This is a genomic window from Vreelandella sulfidaeris (assembly GCF_042429665.1).
GTDB lineage: Bacteria > Pseudomonadota > Gammaproteobacteria > Pseudomonadales > Halomonadaceae > Vreelandella.
Genome location: NZ_JBHMAC010000013.1, coordinates 182065 through 197661 on the forward strand (window position 1 = coordinate 182065; position 15597 = coordinate 197661).

16 protein-coding genes are annotated in these 15597 nt (G+C 56.1%); 14 read left to right on the forward strand and 2 right to left on the reverse strand.

The window, feature by feature from the left end:
- Window positions 1-16 precede the first annotated feature (16 nt).
- From lysA to ACFFLD_RS15475, 5 genes are read left to right on the forward strand one after another with little or no spacing between them, the layout of a single operon-like run.
- Window positions 17-1291: a diaminopimelate decarboxylase gene (lysA, locus tag ACFFLD_RS15455; RefSeq protein WP_386041903.1), complete on the forward strand. Its 1275-nt coding sequence runs from the start codon at window positions 17-19 to the stop codon at window positions 1289-1291.
- Window positions 1291-2124 (forward strand): diaminopimelate epimerase, encoded by an 834-nt coding sequence (gene dapF / locus ACFFLD_RS15460; protein WP_386041905.1) that lies wholly within the window; start codon window positions 1291-1293, stop codon window positions 2122-2124. Before lysA ends, dapF begins: the two co-directional genes overlap by 1 nt.
- 16 nt (window positions 2125-2140) lie before the next feature.
- Window positions 2141-2851, forward strand: coding sequence for a DUF484 family protein (locus ACFFLD_RS15465; protein ID WP_386041908.1), 711 nt, complete (start codon window positions 2141-2143; stop codon window positions 2849-2851).
- Entirely contained in the window at window positions 2844-3773 is a 930-nt protein-coding gene (locus ACFFLD_RS15470; protein ID WP_386041910.1) for a tyrosine recombinase XerC, read from the forward strand. The genes ACFFLD_RS15465 and ACFFLD_RS15470 overlap by 8 nt, the downstream gene beginning before the upstream one ends.
- Window positions 3770-4543, forward strand: coding sequence for an HAD family hydrolase (locus tag ACFFLD_RS15475; protein WP_386041912.1), 774 nt, complete (start codon window positions 3770-3772; stop codon window positions 4541-4543). Before ACFFLD_RS15470 ends, ACFFLD_RS15475 begins: the two co-directional genes overlap by 4 nt.
- Here ACFFLD_RS15475 and yihA read toward each other — a convergent pair.
- Window positions 4516-5154 (reverse strand): ribosome biogenesis GTP-binding protein YihA/YsxC, encoded by a 639-nt coding sequence (yihA, locus tag ACFFLD_RS15480; RefSeq protein ID WP_386041914.1) that lies wholly within the window; start codon window positions 5152-5154, stop codon window positions 4516-4518. The two genes, ACFFLD_RS15475 and yihA, sit on opposite strands and share 28 nt — an antisense overlap.
- Before the next feature lie 358 nt (window positions 5155-5512).
- On the opposite strand from yihA, the gene ACFFLD_RS15485 reads away from it, so the two are divergent.
- The 8 genes from ACFFLD_RS15485 to dtd all read left to right on the forward strand — a co-directional run bounded on the left by ACFFLD_RS15485 (window position 5513) and on the right by dtd (window position 12744).
- Window positions 5513-6142: a c-type cytochrome gene (locus ACFFLD_RS15485; RefSeq protein ID WP_386041916.1), complete on the forward strand. Its 630-nt coding sequence runs from the start codon at window positions 5513-5515 to the stop codon at window positions 6140-6142.
- A 227-nt stretch (window positions 6143-6369) separates the two neighbouring features.
- On the forward strand, window positions 6370-7002 hold the full coding sequence (locus ACFFLD_RS15490) for a thiol:disulfide interchange protein DsbA/DsbL (protein ID WP_386042865.1): 633 nt from the start codon (window positions 6370-6372) through the stop codon (window positions 7000-7002).
- 2 nt (window positions 7003-7004) lie between these two features.
- Window positions 7005-7841: an endonuclease/exonuclease/phosphatase family protein gene (locus ACFFLD_RS15495; protein WP_386041918.1), complete on the forward strand. Its 837-nt coding sequence runs from the start codon at window positions 7005-7007 to the stop codon at window positions 7839-7841.
- A gap of 103 nt (window positions 7842-7944) precedes the next feature.
- Window positions 7945-8505, forward strand: coding sequence for a TRAP transporter small permease subunit (locus ACFFLD_RS15500; RefSeq protein ID WP_386041920.1), 561 nt, complete (start codon window positions 7945-7947; stop codon window positions 8503-8505).
- A complete protein-coding gene (locus ACFFLD_RS15505; RefSeq protein WP_386041922.1) occupies window positions 8505-9908 on the forward strand; it encodes a TRAP transporter large permease in 1404 nt (467 codons plus the stop codon). The genes ACFFLD_RS15500 and ACFFLD_RS15505 overlap by 1 nt, the downstream gene beginning before the upstream one ends.
- A gap of 183 nt (window positions 9909-10091) precedes the next feature.
- Window positions 10092-11204, forward strand: a complete 1113-nt coding sequence (locus ACFFLD_RS15510) for a TRAP transporter substrate-binding protein (protein ID WP_386041924.1) — start codon at window positions 10092-10094, stop codon at window positions 11202-11204.
- A 139-nt stretch (window positions 11205-11343) separates the two neighbouring features.
- Window positions 11344-12174 (forward strand): bifunctional hydroxymethylpyrimidine kinase/phosphomethylpyrimidine kinase, encoded by an 831-nt coding sequence (thiD, locus tag ACFFLD_RS15515; protein ID WP_386041926.1) that lies wholly within the window; start codon window positions 11344-11346, stop codon window positions 12172-12174.
- Window positions 12175-12306: 132 nt separating this feature from the next.
- Complete coding sequence (dtd, locus tag ACFFLD_RS15520) at window positions 12307-12744, forward strand: D-aminoacyl-tRNA deacylase (protein ID WP_386041928.1); 438 nt, start codon at window positions 12307-12309, stop codon at window positions 12742-12744.
- 16 nt (window positions 12745-12760) lie between these two features.
- Here the strand turns inward: dtd and ACFFLD_RS15525 are convergent, their stop codons facing one another.
- A complete protein-coding gene (locus tag ACFFLD_RS15525) occupies window positions 12761-14737 on the reverse strand; it encodes an ABC-F family ATP-binding cassette domain-containing protein (protein WP_386041930.1) in 1977 nt (658 codons plus the stop codon).
- A 28-nt stretch (window positions 14738-14765) separates the two neighbouring features.
- Between ACFFLD_RS15525 and ACFFLD_RS15530 the strand changes: the two genes are divergently transcribed.
- Window positions 14766-15344, forward strand: a complete 579-nt coding sequence (locus tag ACFFLD_RS15530; RefSeq protein WP_386041932.1) for a TIGR02444 family protein — start codon at window positions 14766-14768, stop codon at window positions 15342-15344.
- Window positions 15345-15597 lie beyond the last annotated feature (253 nt).

Here is a 15597-nt window from a genome sequence, read left to right on the forward strand (position 1 = left end):
GAGAGGGAAAAGCACCATGGATCATTTTAACTATCGCGACGGTGTGCTGTATGGCGAAGACGTACCGCTATCGCGCATTGCCAGTGAGTACGGCACGCCTTGCTACGTCTACTCCAAGGCGACATTTGAACGCCATTTTCGTGCCTATACAGAAGCGCTGGGCAGCCATCCGCACCTCATTTGTTACGCGGTAAAAGCCAACTCAAACCTGGCGGTGTTGGGTTTGTTGGCAAAGCTTGGCGCTGGGTTTGACATTGTCTCTATTGGCGAGCTTGAACGCGTGCTTAGCGCAGGCGGCGATCCGGCGAAGGTGGTGTTTTCCGGCGTTGCCAAGCAGGCCCATGAAATGGCCCGAGCATTGGACGTCGGCATTAAGTGCTTTAACGTTGAATCACGACCAGAGCTTGAGCGTTTGAATCGTGTTGCGGGTGAGAAGGGCAAAATTGCCCCAGTCTCGCTGCGCGTCAATCCCGATGTGGATGCGGGCACCCACCCCTATATTTCGACAGGCTTGAAAGACAACAAGTTTGGCATTCCGGTCGATGAAGCCCTCGCGGTGTATGAATTGGCGGCGAGCCTGCCTCATCTCCAGGTCAAGGGGCTTGACTGCCATATCGGTTCGCAGCTGACTGAAACAGCTCCCTTTCTAGATGCTCTGGAGCGGCTGCTGGTATTGATGGAGCGCTTGCGCGAGCGAGGTATCGAGATTGATCACCTGGACCTAGGTGGCGGTTTGGGTGTGCCCTATCGCGATGAAAAACCGCCCCAGCCGTTTGATTACGCCAGCCAGCTATTGGCACGGCTATCGCGTTGGGAGGGCGGTGACTCGCTGACGCTGCTATTCGAGCCAGGCCGTTCTATTGCCGCCAATGCAGGCGTTATGCTAACCAGGGTCGAGTTTCTCAAGCCTGGCGAGACCAAGAATTTCGCGATCGTCGATGCGGCCATGAACGACTTGATTCGCCCGGCGCTCTATCAGGCGTGGCAGGCAATTGTTCCGGTTGATACCCGTGAAGCGCGGGAAGCGGCACTTTATGATGTGGTAGGGCCGGTATGTGAAACCGGTGACTTTCTGGGTAAAGAGCGCGAACTGGCAATTGCCGAAGGCGACTTGCTGGCGGTGCGCTCGGCGGGAGCCTACGGCTTTGTGATGGCCTCGAACTACAACAGCCGCCCTCGGGCTGCTGAACTAATGGTCGATGGTGATCGCTGCCACGTGGTGCGCGCGCGGGAGACCGTTGCCAGCCTGTGGGCGGGTGAAGCGCTGCTACCTGAAGCAGGGGGGCGCTAATGCTTCTACATTTCACCAAAATGCATGGCTTGGGAAATGACTTTGTCGTCGTGGATCTGGTCACTCAGCGTGCCCGGCTGGAGGAGCCCCAGATTCGTCGTTTGGCAGACCGGCGCTTCGGGATTGGTTTTGACCAGCTGTTAGTGGTTGAGCCACCTCGTGATCCAGAAATGGATTTTCGCTACCGTATTTACAATGCCGACGGCAGTGAAGTGGAAAACTGTGGTAATGGAGCGCGCTGTTTTGCCCGCTTTGTGCGCGATCAACGGTTAACCCATAAACACGAAATTCATGTCGAAACCGCGGGTGGGCCGCTGGTATTGACCGTGCAGCTTGATGGCATGGTGAGGGTCGATATGGGCTGCCCTCGGTTTACGCCTAATGCGCTACCGTTTGATGCCCCCGGCGACCAGCCGTTACATCGCCTGGACATCGACGGTGAAGCGCTACAGATTGGCGTGGTCTCGATGGGTAACCCCCATGCGGTGCTGCAAGTCGACAGCGTTGATAGCGCCCCAGTGGAACGCCTGGGACCGTTGGTAGAAGCGCATCCCCGTTTTCCTAAGCGTGTTAACGTAGGCTTTATGCAGGTACTTTCGCCCAGTGAAATTCGCCTGCGCGTGTACGAGCGCGGTAGCGGCGAAACGCTTGCCTGCGGCACCGGTGCCTGTGCCGCGGTAGCCAGCGGGATTCGCCAGGGGCTGCTAAAAAGCCCCGTGAAGGTTCATTTGCTCGGTGGAGAGCTCAGCATTGAATGGCCCGACCCTGAAGGGGCGCTAACGATGGTGGGGCCAGCTACACGTGTCTTCGATGGACGCGTAGCACTTAATTAATTCGAGGAGAACGGCGATGTCACAAGCCCCCGAACCCCGCAAAACGCTCGATCCTGATCAAGTGGCGTTCTGGCTGGCGCGCCATCCCGATTTTTTCGTCGGCCGCGAAGGGTTGCTTCAACAGCTGCAGGTACCCCACCCGCATATCGACGGGGCGGTGTCACTGCTGGAACGCCTGGTGTTAGATCTGCGCAAGCGTGCTGACACCGCCGAGGGCCGTCTGGAACACTTGCTAGAAACGGCTCGCCATAACGAGTCCCAGTATCGTCGGCTGCGTGAAACGTTGATAGTGTTGGTGGAGGCGCCGGATCGCGATGCGCTGGCACAAGCGCTGGCTACCCAACTGAGCGAGCGCTTTGATACGCCCGCCATGGCGTTATGGTGCCCTGCTTCATTAAGTGACACTGAGCCAACGCCCCCTCAACCCCCACGCCATGTACTGGATCAGCACGCCAGCACGCGATTAGCCGCGCTACTGGATGGCCGCACCAGCCGCTGCGTCAAGCTAAGTGTCAGCGATTGGAAGTGCTTGTTGCCCCATGTGAAAGCGCCTCGCAAAGCCGGCTCTTGTGCGATTTCTCGTCTTTCTGCAGGCGATCCGTTGGGCTATTTGCTGCTGGCAAGCCCCAGCCCCGATGCCTATCGCGCGAGCATGGATACGTTATTTACCGAATATCTCGGCGATATCGTTGCACGCCTGTTAGTACGCTTGGGTGATCATGGCTGAGAGTCCTATCGCCGCACGTGTCGAGGCATTTCTAGCCGCGCTGGCGGGGCGCGCAAGCCCTGCCACCGTGGCTGCTTATCGGCATGATCTAGCCGCGCTATGCGTGTTTACCGAACGCCGCGAGGTAACCGACCCGGCGGCGCTGGATACGACGCTACTGCGGGCCTTTCTGGGAGCAGAGCGCAGTCGCGGCTTAGCGCCCCGTAGCCTTGCCCGGCGCCGTGCGGCGCTATCGCGCTTTGCTGACTACCTTGTCAAACAAGGTGTACTGGTAGATAACCCTGTGGGGTTGCTGCGCACGCCTAAACAGCCGAGCCACCTGCCGCGGCCAGTCGATGTCGATGCCTTGGCGCGCTTTCTTGATACTCCCCACGATGGGTCACCGCTCAGCATCCGCGATCAGGCGATGCTTGAGCTGTTTTACTCAAGCGGCCTACGCTTGGCGGAGCTGGCGGCGCTGGACGTGGGGGATTTGCACAACCGTCAGGTCAGGGTGATTGGTAAAGGCGGTAAGCCGCGGCAAGTACCGGTCGGGGGCCGTGCCGATCAGGCCCTGGCCGAATGGCTGGGCTGTCGTTCCGTATTAGCCCCAGTTGAGGAGCAGGCGCTATTTATAGGTCAGCGTGGTACTCGATTGGGCCATCGAGCCATTCAAAAGCGCCTGGCACAACTGTCAGTTAGCCGTGGGTTACCCGAACATTTGCATCCTCACCGCTTGCGGCACTCCTTTGCCAGCCATCTACTGGAGTCGAGTCAGGATCTGCGCGCGGTGCAAGAATTGTTAGGCCATGCCAACCTGTCGACCACTCAAATCTATACGCGCCTTGATTGGCAGCACCTTGCGACCAGCTATGATGCAGCGCACCCCCGAGCTAAACGAGGCTCCAACGACCATAGAAATAGCCCCAGGAGCAAGCCATGAACACGCTGCAGGCCATTACTTTCGATCTGGATGACACGCTATGGGACAACCATGGGGTGATGCTGCGCACAGAAGAAGGCCATTATCGCTGGCTGCGAGAGGCGCTTGACGTCTGGCGGGCGGCTCGTCAGGAATCTGCGCTGGCGCTAACGCACGATGCTGGCAGGGAGGATTACCTGCAGCGCCGTCAGCAGTTGGCCCAGGAGGTGCCCGAGCGACGAGGCGACTTCACCTGGCTGCGTTTGCGCGCGCTGGAAGCTCAACTGGAAGCGCAAGGCCTGCCACGCAGTGCGGCGTTGATGTGGGCGGCGGCGGCGATGAACGAGTTCCATCGGCTGCGGGTACAGGTTACCCCACACCCAGAGGCAGCAGGCTTACTGGCCGCCTTAACACAGCGTTATCGACTGGCCGCGATTACCAATGGCAATATTCACTTGAGCCGACAGCCGTTGGCCGCTTATTTTCCCGTCGCGATTGCAGCAGGCGAGTTGCTGGCACCCAAGCCTGATCCCACGCCTTTTCTTGCCGCCCTATCTCGCTTAAACGTGGCCCCTGAGTGCGCCATGCACGTGGGTGATTCCTGGCAGGAAGATGTACTTCCCGCCCAGCAACTAGGCATGCATGCCGTATGGATTTCCTCAACGGAGAGCCAGCCGTTGCCAGCGCGAGTACACCGTATTGCGCATATCAAAGAGCTGCCTGACGTGATTGAGCGGATAGCCAAGGACGGCGCAGAAACGCGTCATTCTGGCGGGGTATACAGCCATTGATTCAGTTTCTGCGACAGCGTATCGACGCCGTCGCGCTTGAGAGAAGAGAACAGCTGAACCGAGACCAGGTCTTCCCACTCTTTTAAGCGCGAGCGCACTTTTTGCAACGCGGCGTTGGCAGGCCCTTTTTTAAGCTTATCGGCCTTGGTCAGCAAAATATGCACAGGCATTTCGCGTTGATCAGCATACTCGAGCATCATTTGGTCAAATTCGGTCAGCGGGTGGCGTACATCCATTAGCAGTACTAAACCGCGTAGGCTAAACCGATTACGAAGATACTCAGCTAAGTGCTTTTGCCATTCTAATTTAACCGCTTCGGGGACTTTGGCGTACCCGTAGCCTGGTAGATCAACCAGGCGTAGCGAGGTGTCATTCATCACGCTAAAAAAGTTGATCAACTGAGTACGGCCCGGCGTACGCGAGGTGCGCGCCAACGCGTTTTGTTGCGTTAGCGCATTAATAGCACTCGATTTTCCGGCGTTTGAACGCCCGGCAAAGGCCACTTCTGCGCCTGTATCATCCGGGCATAGCGCCAGGGTCGGAGCGCTAATAGTAAAGCGAGCGGTGGGGTAGTTCAGCCGAGGGACTGGGCTATCATGAGAGGTAGACATGGACTGGATCCTGGAGAAACGAACATAAAAGCGGTCAGCTAAGCGCGCTCGCCATATCATCATTTATGGTCAGTAGCGCGTAGAGTAGCGACGGATAATAGAGGATAGTTAGCCGAACCGCGACGAATTACCGCTAAAGCAGGCCTAGGCTTACATTCCCGCTACTCGGGTGATTCGTTATAATGAAGATGGTTTATAACTGCGATCTGGGGCGCTAGTGTACCATCGCGTTCTAGCCGGTAGCGACCAGCGCGATACGTTGTTCGTTTTTGGCGGAGCTAGCCCTGGTAATGTGTGGAGCCTGGAAGACACTCAGCGTGCGTACCAGTCAAACATAAAACGGCATAGTGGAATAGCAATGAGAAAGTTACTGGCAAGCTTGGCAATTACCATGGGCGCCGTAGGCGCTGTTCACGCTCAAACAAACTATCAAGCTGACGCTGACCCGGCAGCCGGGCAAGAAATGGCTCAGGTCTGTGCTGCTTGTCATGGACAGCAAGGTATCAGTGCAGTGGGGACGTTCCCTAATTTGGCGGGGCAGCAAATGTCTTACCTTGCCAAGCAGGTGATGGACATTCGCGACGGTGTTCGCGTCGTGCCGCAAATGGCCGGGATCGTCGATGACTATTCTGATCAGGATGCCTGGGATGTGGCGGCGCATTTCTCGCGTCAAAACGCTAGTCTGGGTCAAGCCGACGCCGACAATGCTGAGTTATTAGCACGCGGTGAAGCGCTCTATCGCGCTGGCGACATGGCAAAGGGCATTCCCGCCTGTTCCGCCTGCCATACGCCGACTGGCGCGGGGATCGGCAGCGCCGTTTATCCAGCACTTTCTGGACAGAACGTCGCTTACACCGTGTCAACGTTGCAGGCGTTTGCGACGGGCGATCGTAACAATAGCCCCAATAACATCATGGGCGATATCGCCGCCAAAATGAGCGACAGCGACATGGAGGCCGTGGCCAACTATGTGCTAGGCCTGCACTAGGGCGGCCAGCACACCCTATCCCCCGTTGCGCGTTACCAGTGCTGCTTTAATGGGGGATATGGTCACGATCACTAGTTGCTATAGAGGGGGGTGACAGATAGCGGTGATAAATAGTCGCGGTAGATAATAGAGCTGTGATCGTGATAGAACGGAACCCACTTTTATATCCACGGTCATAACGTCCGCTTACTCATGGAGAAATCTACATAATGTCTAAATCGCGCGCGATGTTTAAAACGCTAATGGTCGCCCTGGCTGGCGTTGGGTTTTCTGCAGTAGTCAGTGCTCAGGAGGTCGTTGAAGGCCAGCACTACGAGCTGCTTGACTCACCAGTTGAGACCCACGTCGATGAGGGGCAAATTGAAGTGACCGAAGTGTTTTGGTTTGGCTGCCCCCACTGCTACCGCCTACAGACGCCGGTAAATGAGTGGTACGAGACGCTGGAAGATGACGTTAGTGTAGACAAAATGCCTGCCACGATGGGCGGTGATTGGAACACCCATGCGACTGCCTTTTATGCCGCTGAGTCGCTCGGCATCGAAGAAGAGTTACACGCCGACTTCTTTAATGCCATTCATCAAGAAAAACAGTCGCTGACAACGCCCGATGAGATTGCGGCTTTCTTCGCCAACTACGGCGTCAGCGAGGAAGAAGCGAAGCAAGCATTAACCGATTTTAGTGTGCGCAGTAACGTTAATGAAGCCCATAACCGGATGCGTGAAATGAAGCTGATGGGGGTGCCCGCGTTGGTAATTGACGGTCGTTACGTCGTGTCGCCAAGCTCTGCTGGTAGCCTGGAAAACATGCCGAAAGTGGCAGATGCGCTGATCGAGAAGGTGCGTACAGAGCGCGCGGAATAACGATGCTTCGTGAAGCGAGAGAGCCCCATGAAACAGCGGCAAGCGATACTCGCTCGTCGCTGTTAAAAGACGGCCATCTAAGGTTGCTAACCTTCAATCTACAGGTGGGCATCCAAACCTCTGCGTACCATCACTACCTGACGCGTAGTTGGCAGCATATCTTACCGCACCCGCGCCGCCAGCAACGTTTGGATTTAATAGGTAACGTGCTGAGCAAGTTTGACGTGGTCGGGCTTCAAGAGGTCGATGGCGGTAGCTTTCGTTCAAGCCGAATCAATCAAGTGGAGTATCTCGCTTCCAAAGCGGGATTTCCCCACCATGTGCAGCAGCTGAACCGTAACCTGGGGCGAATTGCCCAGCACAGCAACGGGTTATTATCACGGCTGGTGCCAAGCCAGGTGGAAGAGCATCGCTTGCCGGGGGCGATGCCTGGCCGTGGCGCGATCCATGCTCGCTTTGGAGAAGGGCCGGAGGCGCTGCATATCTTTGTGGCTCATCTGGCGCTTAGTCATCGGGGCCGGGTACGCCAGCTCAATTATTTGAGCGATATTATTCAGCCACTGCGCCATGTGGTGGTCATGGGGGATCTTAACTGTAGCCCTGATCAGCTGCATGCCCATGAGCGCTTTTGTACATCGTTGCCACTGCATCCCGTTAAACCCCTGCTTAGTTATCCCTCCTGGCAGCCACGCCAAGCCCTGGATCATATACTGTTGTCGCAGTCGTTAGAGGTGTCAGAAGTACGGGTATTGGATCATCTGTTTTCGGATCATTTGCCGATTGCCGTTGATTTACCGTTACCTGAGGCTTGTTTAGCGGCTATTCGGTCGGGCGTTTAGCCTAACAAGCCTATCTTGCCGCGTGAGAGCGCTGCAATGTCTGCGTATATGCGCTATTGTCTGGGACGCTGACTCCCCTAGCCGTTTTACGCGAGACACTTCCATGTCGGACACAACACAATTACCAGGATTTATGGGTGCGCTGGACCGCGCTTCAGAGTGGTTCGGGCGTACCCTTGCGTGGCTGATCATCATCATGATGTTAATTCAGTTCGCGATTGTACTGCTTCGTTATGCCTTCAGTGTTAATAGCATCTTCATGCAAGAGCTAGTGATGTATATGCACGCTAGCCTCTTTATGCTCGCGGCGGCCTATACGCTTCGCCACGATGGCCACGTGCGGGTCGATATCTTCTATCGGGGGATGTCGCCACGCCGCCAGGCCTTAGTCAATATCGTCGGTATCGTCTCGCTGTTAATGCCAGTGATGGTTTTCATTATTGCCTCTAGCCTGGGGTACGTTTCTAACTCCTGGCGCATTCTGGAAACCTCTTCAGACTATGGCGGCATCCCGGCTGTTTACGCACTCAAAACACTCATTCCGTTATTTGCCCTGCTAATGATAGTGCAGGGCGTGATTGAAATTGTGCGTAATGGCTATGTGATGGCGGGTCGAATAGTGCCGCCCAGTACGGATGACCGTCATCTTGAGGAGCGTGTTTGATGCTGGAATTTATGCCGCTTTTTTTATTTGCTGCTATCTGTATTGTTTTGATGTTCGGCTTCCCCGTGGCGCTCTCGCTGGCGGGCACGGCATTGCTATTTGCTGGCATGGGAATGGGGCTGGAAGCCATTGGTATTAATGCCAATTTTGACAGCGGCTATCTGGCCGCGTTGCCCAATCGGCTATACGGCATTATGACCAACCAGACCTTGTTGGCCGTGCCGCTCTTTGTACTGATGGGGGTCTTGCTGGAAAAATCCAAGGTGGCGGAAACACTGTTGGATGCCATGGCGCTATTGTTTGGTTCGTTGCGCGGCGGTTTGGGTATTTCGGTGACGCTGGTGGGAATGTTGATGGCGGCGTCTACCGGCATTGTAGGGGCAACGGTGGTGACGATGGGGTTGATGTCGCTGCCCACCATGCTTAAGCGTGGCTACAGCACCTCGCTAGCGACAGGCACCATTTGCGCCACCGGTACGCTAGGGCAAATTATCCCGCCCTCCATTGCCCTCGTATTGTTGGGTGACGTGTTGTCGTCGGCCTATCAACAAGCACAGCTGGATATGGGAATTTTTAGTCCCAAAACGGTCTCCGTGGGCGACCTGTTTATGGGCGCATTGATACCCGGCCTGATTTTGGTCGTAATGTATATGAGCTATGTTGCGTTGGTGGCGTGGTTACGTCCTCACATGGCGCCCGCTGCCGACCGTGAAGAGTTAATGGCCGAGTTGGGGCATACCTCTGGATTGGGTCTATTGCTGCTCAAAGGCTTGGTGCCACCGGTGGTCTTGATTATCGCCGTACTGGGATCGATTCTTAGTGGCTTTGCCACGCCTACCGAAGCGTCCGCGGTCGGTGCATTTGGGGCGTTGGTGCTGGCGTTGGCTTATCGTCAGTTAGATTGGGCGACGCTAAAAGAGGTGCTGCGTTCGACCACCCATGTCACCACCATGGTGTTTCTGATCCTGATTGGGGCGGCGCTTTTTTCGCTGGTCTTTCGTGCCTATGGCGGCGAACACATGGTGACCGACCTGTTTGAGGGTATGCCTGGCGGCGTCGTCGGGGCGACCATTATCGTGATGCTGGTGATCTTCCTGCTCGGCTTTATCCTCGACTTCATTGAAATCACCTTTGTGGTGGTGCCGATCGTAGGCCCTATTCTGTTGGCGATGGGGCTTGATCCAATTTGGTTGGGCATCATGATCGCGATTAATCTTCAAACCTCATTTTTGACACCGCCGTTCGGCTTTGCGCTGTTTTATCTGCGCGGTGTAGCGCCTCCGTCGGTGCCTACCTCGGCCATCTATCGCGGTGTGATTCCGTTTATTCTGATGCAGTTGGGGATGTTGCTGTTGCTGACGTTTATTCCCCAGCTGGCCACCTGGTTACCGACCCAGTTCTAACGGCACGAGTTGAAAGGTGAGTTGAAAAACACCGCTGCTATCAACGCAAGGGAGTGGCAACCTAGTACCAAAGCAGCCAAGCTGCCAATAAAAAAATGGCTTGTAACAAACCGCCTGGCGCAGGTCGCTAGGCGGTGTAAGACCTACCAATAACAGTAATAATAGAAGCCAGAGGGTTATTTCATGAAAGCCAAAACATTACCTGTCGCCATCGCCATGACGACGGCTCTTTCTGCCAGTCTGTTGGTTGTTTCGAGCATTGATAACCAGGCTCAGGCCCAAGAAGAAGAGTTCCGTTGGAAAATGGTCACTTCCTGGCCGAAAAATTTCCCCGGCGTAGGTCAGGGCCCGGAACGGTTGTCTCAGCTGGTCGATGAAATGTCCGCGGGTCGCCTGACGATCGAAGTCTTCGGCGCAGGGCAGCTGGTGCCGGGGTTTGAGGTGTTTGACGCCGTTTCTGATGGTACTGCTGAGCTTGGTCACTCCGCTTCCTATTACTGGAAGGGTAAAGCGCCCGCCGCACAGTTTTTTGCCGCCGTACCGTTTGGTATGAATGCTCAAGAGATGAACGCCTGGTTAAGCTACGGTGGCGGTATGGAGCTTTGGAACGAGCTTTATGATGATTTCGGCGTGGATGTGATGGTGGCCGGCGCATCGGGTGTGCAGATGGGCGGCTGGTACAACAAAGAGATTAACTCGGTTGATGATCTAGACGGCTTAAAAATGCGCATGCCTGGCCTGGGTGGCGAAGTCATGAGCCGCATGGGGGTGGCGATTGTCAACATGCCAGGGGGCGAAATTTTCACCTCGCTGCAGTCGGGAGCGATTGACGCCACCGAGTGGATTGGCCCTTATAATGACCTGGCCTTCGGTCTTCACCAAGCGGCCGACTACTACTATTACCCAGGCTGGCACGAGCCGACGGTAATGTTTGAAGCGATTGTCAATGAAGAGGCGTGGGCAGAGCTGCCGGCCGACCTGCAGGCAATCCTGCGTACCGCGATTAGTGATGTGAATCAAAGTGTGCTGGATGAGTACACGGCGCGTAATAATGATGCTCTGGAAACGCTGGTCAATGAGCACGATGTAGAACTGCGCCGGATTCCCGACGATGTACTAGCGCAAGCTCGCGAACATTCGGCTGACGTCGTGGGTGAGCTGGCTGCGTCCAGCGAGCTGGCGACACGAATCTACGACTCCTATCGCGCATTCCAGGATAAGGTCGAGGATTATCACGCTATCTCCGAACAGGCTTATTACAACGCCCGTAACCCGGAAGGCGATGCCGCTCAATAATCCGCTATGCTTAGCTAACCCGTACACAAGAGCCGCCTTCGGGCGGTTTTTGCGTTGACCGATAGGTGTTTTAAGCAGCATAAGCAACGCAGCTTGGGTATCCTAACCACACAATGACGACGTTGCCGTAAGGAGCACCATGTCTACTGATACCCCTCTTCGCAATGTGCTGACCATCGCTGGCTCCGACCCTTCCGGTGGCGCTGGTCTGCAGGGCGACTTAAAAACCTTTTCCTCGCTCGGTGTTTACGGGACTAACGTGATTACTGCGGTGATTGCCCAGAACACCTGTGGCGTGTCCGCGGTTTATCCTGTTGCTCCCCAGGCCATTCGCGAGCAGTTGGAGCACTTGCTGGACGATGTCGCACTCGATGCGGTCAAAATTGGCATGGTGGCCAGCCGAGAAGTCGCCGAAGTGATCGCCGATGTACTGGGGCAGCGTCGCCCCCGTTGGATCGTGCTCGATCCTGTGATGGTCGCTAAAAGTGGCGACATCCTGGTCGATAGCGAAGGTATTCGCGCCGTCCGCGATATTCTGGTGCCGCTCGCCGATGTGATCACGCCCAATTTGCCGGAAGCCGCCGTGTTGCTCGATTCATCATCGCCGACGAGCTTAGATGATATGGAGGCCATGGTGCCTGGTCTGACTCGGTTGGGCGCCCCTTATGTGGTACTGAAAGGTGGCCATTTGCGCGGCGCCACCTGCCCGGACCTATTGGCAACCCCGCATACCCAACAGTGGCTACCCGCCTCCCGTATCGATACCGACAATTTGCATGGCACTGGCTGTGCGCTCTCCTCAGCGATTGCTGCTTGCCTGGCGAAGTTGCCTGCGGACGCAGGCGCTGATGCGCCAGTAACGGCGATTAGTGATGCTAAACGCTGGCTACATGCGGCATTGGAGGCGAGTGTGCGCTTAAACGTTGGTAAAGGACGCGGGCCAGTACATCACTTTCATGCCTGGTGGTAGCCGGTGGTTGAAGCCATGCTGACGCTTGCATACTTGGTCACTGTGTCTAGATACTTTCCCACGCGAGGTAATTATGCCGGAGAGGGTGATGCACGCTGGTGATACTAGCCGTTTGTTAGCCAGGAGAGCGCAGTGAAAGCATTGATACAGCGCGTCAAGCGCGCCAGTGTGGAGGTGGAAGGCAATGTGGTGGGTAGTATCGACCACGGGCTTCTGGCATTGGTAGGGGTCGAGAAGCAGGATGACACGGCCAGCGTGGAGAAGCTGCTCCACAAATTGCTTCATTACCGGGTCTTTAGCGATCAAGACGGCAAAATGAATCAGAATCTACAGCAGGTGAATGGTGGCTTACTGCTCGTTTCTCAATTCACCTTGGCGGCGGATACCCGCAAGGGGCTAAGGCCCAGCTTCTCCAGCGCCGCGCCACCGGACCAGGGAGAAGCGCTGTTTGATCTGCTGGTTAGCCAAGCTCGCGTTGCTTGGCCACAGGTGGCCACCGGTGAGTTTGGTGCCGATATGCAGGTAGCGCTAATCAACGATGGCCCGGTCACGTTTTTATTAGAAAGCTAGCCCGGTGTTGTCAGTGTTAAAGAGACGTTTCCTCGCTGGCAAGCAGCTCCGCTTCCATGGCCTCAAGCGCCTCTTCGGCGCTAAGCCACTGCCGTTCTGACTCATCCAGGCGTGCCTTGATCTCCGCTTGTTGACTCAGCGTCTTGGTCAGTTCGGCTTTGCGGGCGCTGTCGGTATAGAGGTCTGCGTCAGCCAGGTCTTGTTCCACCTTATCAAGTTCCTGTTGGGCTTTTTCCATGGCCTTTTCGGCCTGATCGCGCTGCTTTTTCAGCGGACGTAATTTTTCGCGTAGCTCGGCGGCCGCCTTGCGTGAAGCTTTGCGCGCTTCACGGCTGTCGCTGCTGGGTTGCTGGCTCTGGCGCTCGTTTTTTTCGCCACGCGACTCCCGGCGGCTATCTTCCAGGCGTGCTTTTAACCACGCACGGTAGTCTTCCAAATCCCCATCGAAGGGCTCAACACGATGGTCCGCCACTCGCCAGAACTCATCGACGGTGGCGCGCAACAGGTGGCGGTCGTGAGAAACCAGAATTACCGTGCCTTCGAAGCTGGCCAGCGCCTGGGTCAGTGCTTCGCGCATCTCCAGATCCAGGTGGTTGGTGGGCTCATCCAGCAGTAGCAAGTTAGGTTTTTGCCAAGCGACCAGCGCCAGCGCTAGACGGGCTTTTTCGCCGCCTGAAAAGTTTGCCACCGCGGCAAAGGCGTCGTCGCCTTTAAAGCCAAAGCCGCCCAGGAAATTACGAATATCCTGGTCACTGGCGGTGGGCGATAGGCGCTGGACATGGACAAACGGCGTTGACGAGACATCCAGCCCTTCCAGCTGATGCTGAGCGAAATAGCCAATCGCAAGATGCTCACCGGGCACACGCTTACCGTTAAGTAGCTCAAGTTCGCCCGTAAGCGACTTGATCAGCGTTGACTTACCCGCACCGTTGGGGCCAAGCAGGCCGATGCGGCTGCCGGGCAGCAAGGTAACGTTGACCTTGTCGAGCTGGACGTTGTTATCACTTGCGTCACCACTGCTGCCCGGATAGCCCAACTGTGCCTGATCCAACACCAGTAGCGGGCGAGAGGTTTTATCGGCAGCCGGTAGCGTGAAATGGAAAGGTGAGTCGACGTGGGCGACGGCGATATCTTCCATACGCTCCAGCATCTTGACTCGGCTTTGCGCTTGCTTTGCCTTGGTCGCCTGGGCTTTGAAACGCGCGATAAAGCGCTCGATCTCTTCCCGGCGTGCTTGCTGTTTGGCGGCTTCAGCTTGCTGCAGGGCCAGTTTTTCAGCGCGGGTGCGCTCAAACTGGGAGTAATTGCCGCGGTAAAGCTCCAGCGTTTGATGATGCATATGCACGATGTGATCGCACACAGCGTCCAGAAAGTCGCGGTCGTGCGAGATCAGTAACAGCGTGCCAGGGTAGCGGGTCAGCCACTGTTCAAGCCATAGCAGGGCATCGAGGTCCAGGTGGTTGGTTGGCTCATCAAGGAGCAACAGGTCTGACGGCATAAACAGAGTGCGGGCGAGATTAACGCGCATCCGCCATCCGCCGGAAAACGCGGAGAGTGGCCGGCTGAGGTCTGCCTGCATGAAGCCTAGCCCAACCAACAATTGTGCTGCACGCGATGCCGCACGATAGCCGTCCAGGGTTTCAATCAACCCATGTAGTTCAGCCTCCCGGTGGGCTTCTCCGGCGTTCTGAGCGGCCAACAAGTCGGCTTCGGCCTGGCGTAGCGCTACGTCGCCATCCAGCACATACTCGAGGATAGGCCGGTCGAGGGCGTCCACTTCCTGGGCCATGTGGGCGATACGCTGGCCGCCGCTCATCTCGATATCGCCCTGATCCGGGGCAAGCTCGCCCAACAGGAGTTTGAACAAGCTCGATTTACCGGCGCCATTTGCCCCGATAATACCGGCCTTCACGCCGTTATTAAGCGTAACGTCCGCGTTGTCGAGTAGCGTTTGCGTGCCGCGTTGCAGGGCGACTTGGCGCAGTGCGATCATGCCTTCTCCGAAAAAAGTGGGTCATACGATGCGAGAGCCTATTACGCTTGATTCTACCCGATTGCAGCGGCTTCAGCAGAGGCCGTTATGGGATTTTGCTCTGACGCTATACGCGAAGCCTGGCGTTGAGGCTGCGTGCCTGACACTTCAAGACGAGGCCGGGCTGGATGTTTGTGAGCTGCTATTTCATTGCTGGCTCTACACGGGCGGATTACAGGCACGTCCTGATGCGCTGATTGCTGAGCGTGATCAGCGGCGCCTGTGGCAGCGTCAGGTGACCGACGTGCTGCGTAAATTGCGGCGCGACTTAAAGGCGTCGGCCGTTGGAAGTGACACCGTGACGGCCTTACGCAATACCATCAAACAGGCAGAGTTAATGGCCGAGCGTGAGAACCTTCAACGTTGGCAAACATGGGTTTGGGCGTCGCAAAATGGCGTGCAACGTGTCATTAATCTTGGGGTTATGTCGTCAAATGTCGATAACTGGTTGTTAACTCAGCTTTTTGGTGAACAGCAGGAATGCCTGCCCGAGGGGCTCTTTAAACGCCCATCCGCATCGCTCCAGGCGCTACAAACGCTTACCTTCCAGCTTGACCCCTATCAATGAGCGCGCTAGCCTGAAATTAAGCTGTTTTTGAAATACCTAGCGTTATTGGCTCGCTAGCGACTCGTTAGCAAACAGTAATAGAGGGTTCGAAGATGGTCTTCAACACCGCTTCTTTGAAGAGCGTTTAGAAGAGAGTTCAAGAAGGGTGTATTTGAAGTCGGTGCTTATAAGATGACTGATAACCATTCGGACAACAGCCTCTTGCTTGCTAGTCGCTATCGGCTGGCATTGATGGATCGGTCAGCCATCATGG

What these genes read in the sequence shown, in the direction of transcription:
- lysA (WP_386041903.1), top strand. Translation starts at nt 17, where the DNA reads ATGGATCATTTTAACTATCGCGACGGTGTGCTGTATGGCGAAGACGTA.
- dapF (WP_386041905.1), top strand. Translation starts at nt 1,291, where the DNA reads ATGCTTCTACATTTCACCAAAATGCATGGCTTGGGAAATGACTTTGTC.
- ACFFLD_RS15465 (WP_386041908.1), top strand. Translation starts at nt 2,141, where the DNA reads ATGTCACAAGCCCCCGAACCCCGCAAAACGCTCGATCCTGATCAAGTG.
- ACFFLD_RS15470 (WP_386041910.1), top strand. Translation starts at nt 2,844, where the DNA reads ATGGCTGAGAGTCCTATCGCCGCACGTGTCGAGGCATTTCTAGCCGCG.
- ACFFLD_RS15475 (WP_386041912.1), top strand. Translation starts at nt 3,770, where the DNA reads ATGAACACGCTGCAGGCCATTACTTTCGATCTGGATGACACGCTATGG.
- yihA (WP_386041914.1), bottom strand. Translation starts at nt 5,154, where the DNA reads ATGTCTACCTCTCATGATAGCCCAGTCCCTCGGCTGAACTACCCCACC.
- ACFFLD_RS15485 (WP_386041916.1), top strand. Translation starts at nt 5,513, where the DNA reads ATGAGAAAGTTACTGGCAAGCTTGGCAATTACCATGGGCGCCGTAGGC.
- ACFFLD_RS15490 (WP_386042865.1), top strand. Translation starts at nt 6,370, where the DNA reads ATGTTTAAAACGCTAATGGTCGCCCTGGCTGGCGTTGGGTTTTCTGCA.
- ACFFLD_RS15495 (WP_386041918.1), top strand. Translation starts at nt 7,005, where the DNA reads ATGCTTCGTGAAGCGAGAGAGCCCCATGAAACAGCGGCAAGCGATACT.
- ACFFLD_RS15500 (WP_386041920.1), top strand. Translation starts at nt 7,945, where the DNA reads ATGTCGGACACAACACAATTACCAGGATTTATGGGTGCGCTGGACCGC.
- ACFFLD_RS15505 (WP_386041922.1), top strand. Translation starts at nt 8,505, where the DNA reads ATGCTGGAATTTATGCCGCTTTTTTTATTTGCTGCTATCTGTATTGTT.
- ACFFLD_RS15510 (WP_386041924.1), top strand. Translation starts at nt 10,092, where the DNA reads ATGAAAGCCAAAACATTACCTGTCGCCATCGCCATGACGACGGCTCTT.
- thiD (WP_386041926.1), top strand. Translation starts at nt 11,344, where the DNA reads ATGTCTACTGATACCCCTCTTCGCAATGTGCTGACCATCGCTGGCTCC.
- ACFFLD_RS15525 (WP_386041930.1), bottom strand. Translation starts at nt 14,737, where the DNA reads ATGATCGCACTGCGCCAAGTCGCCCTGCAACGCGGCACGCAAACGCTA.
- ACFFLD_RS15530 (WP_386041932.1), top strand. Translation starts at nt 14,766, where the DNA reads ATGCGAGAGCCTATTACGCTTGATTCTACCCGATTGCAGCGGCTTCAG.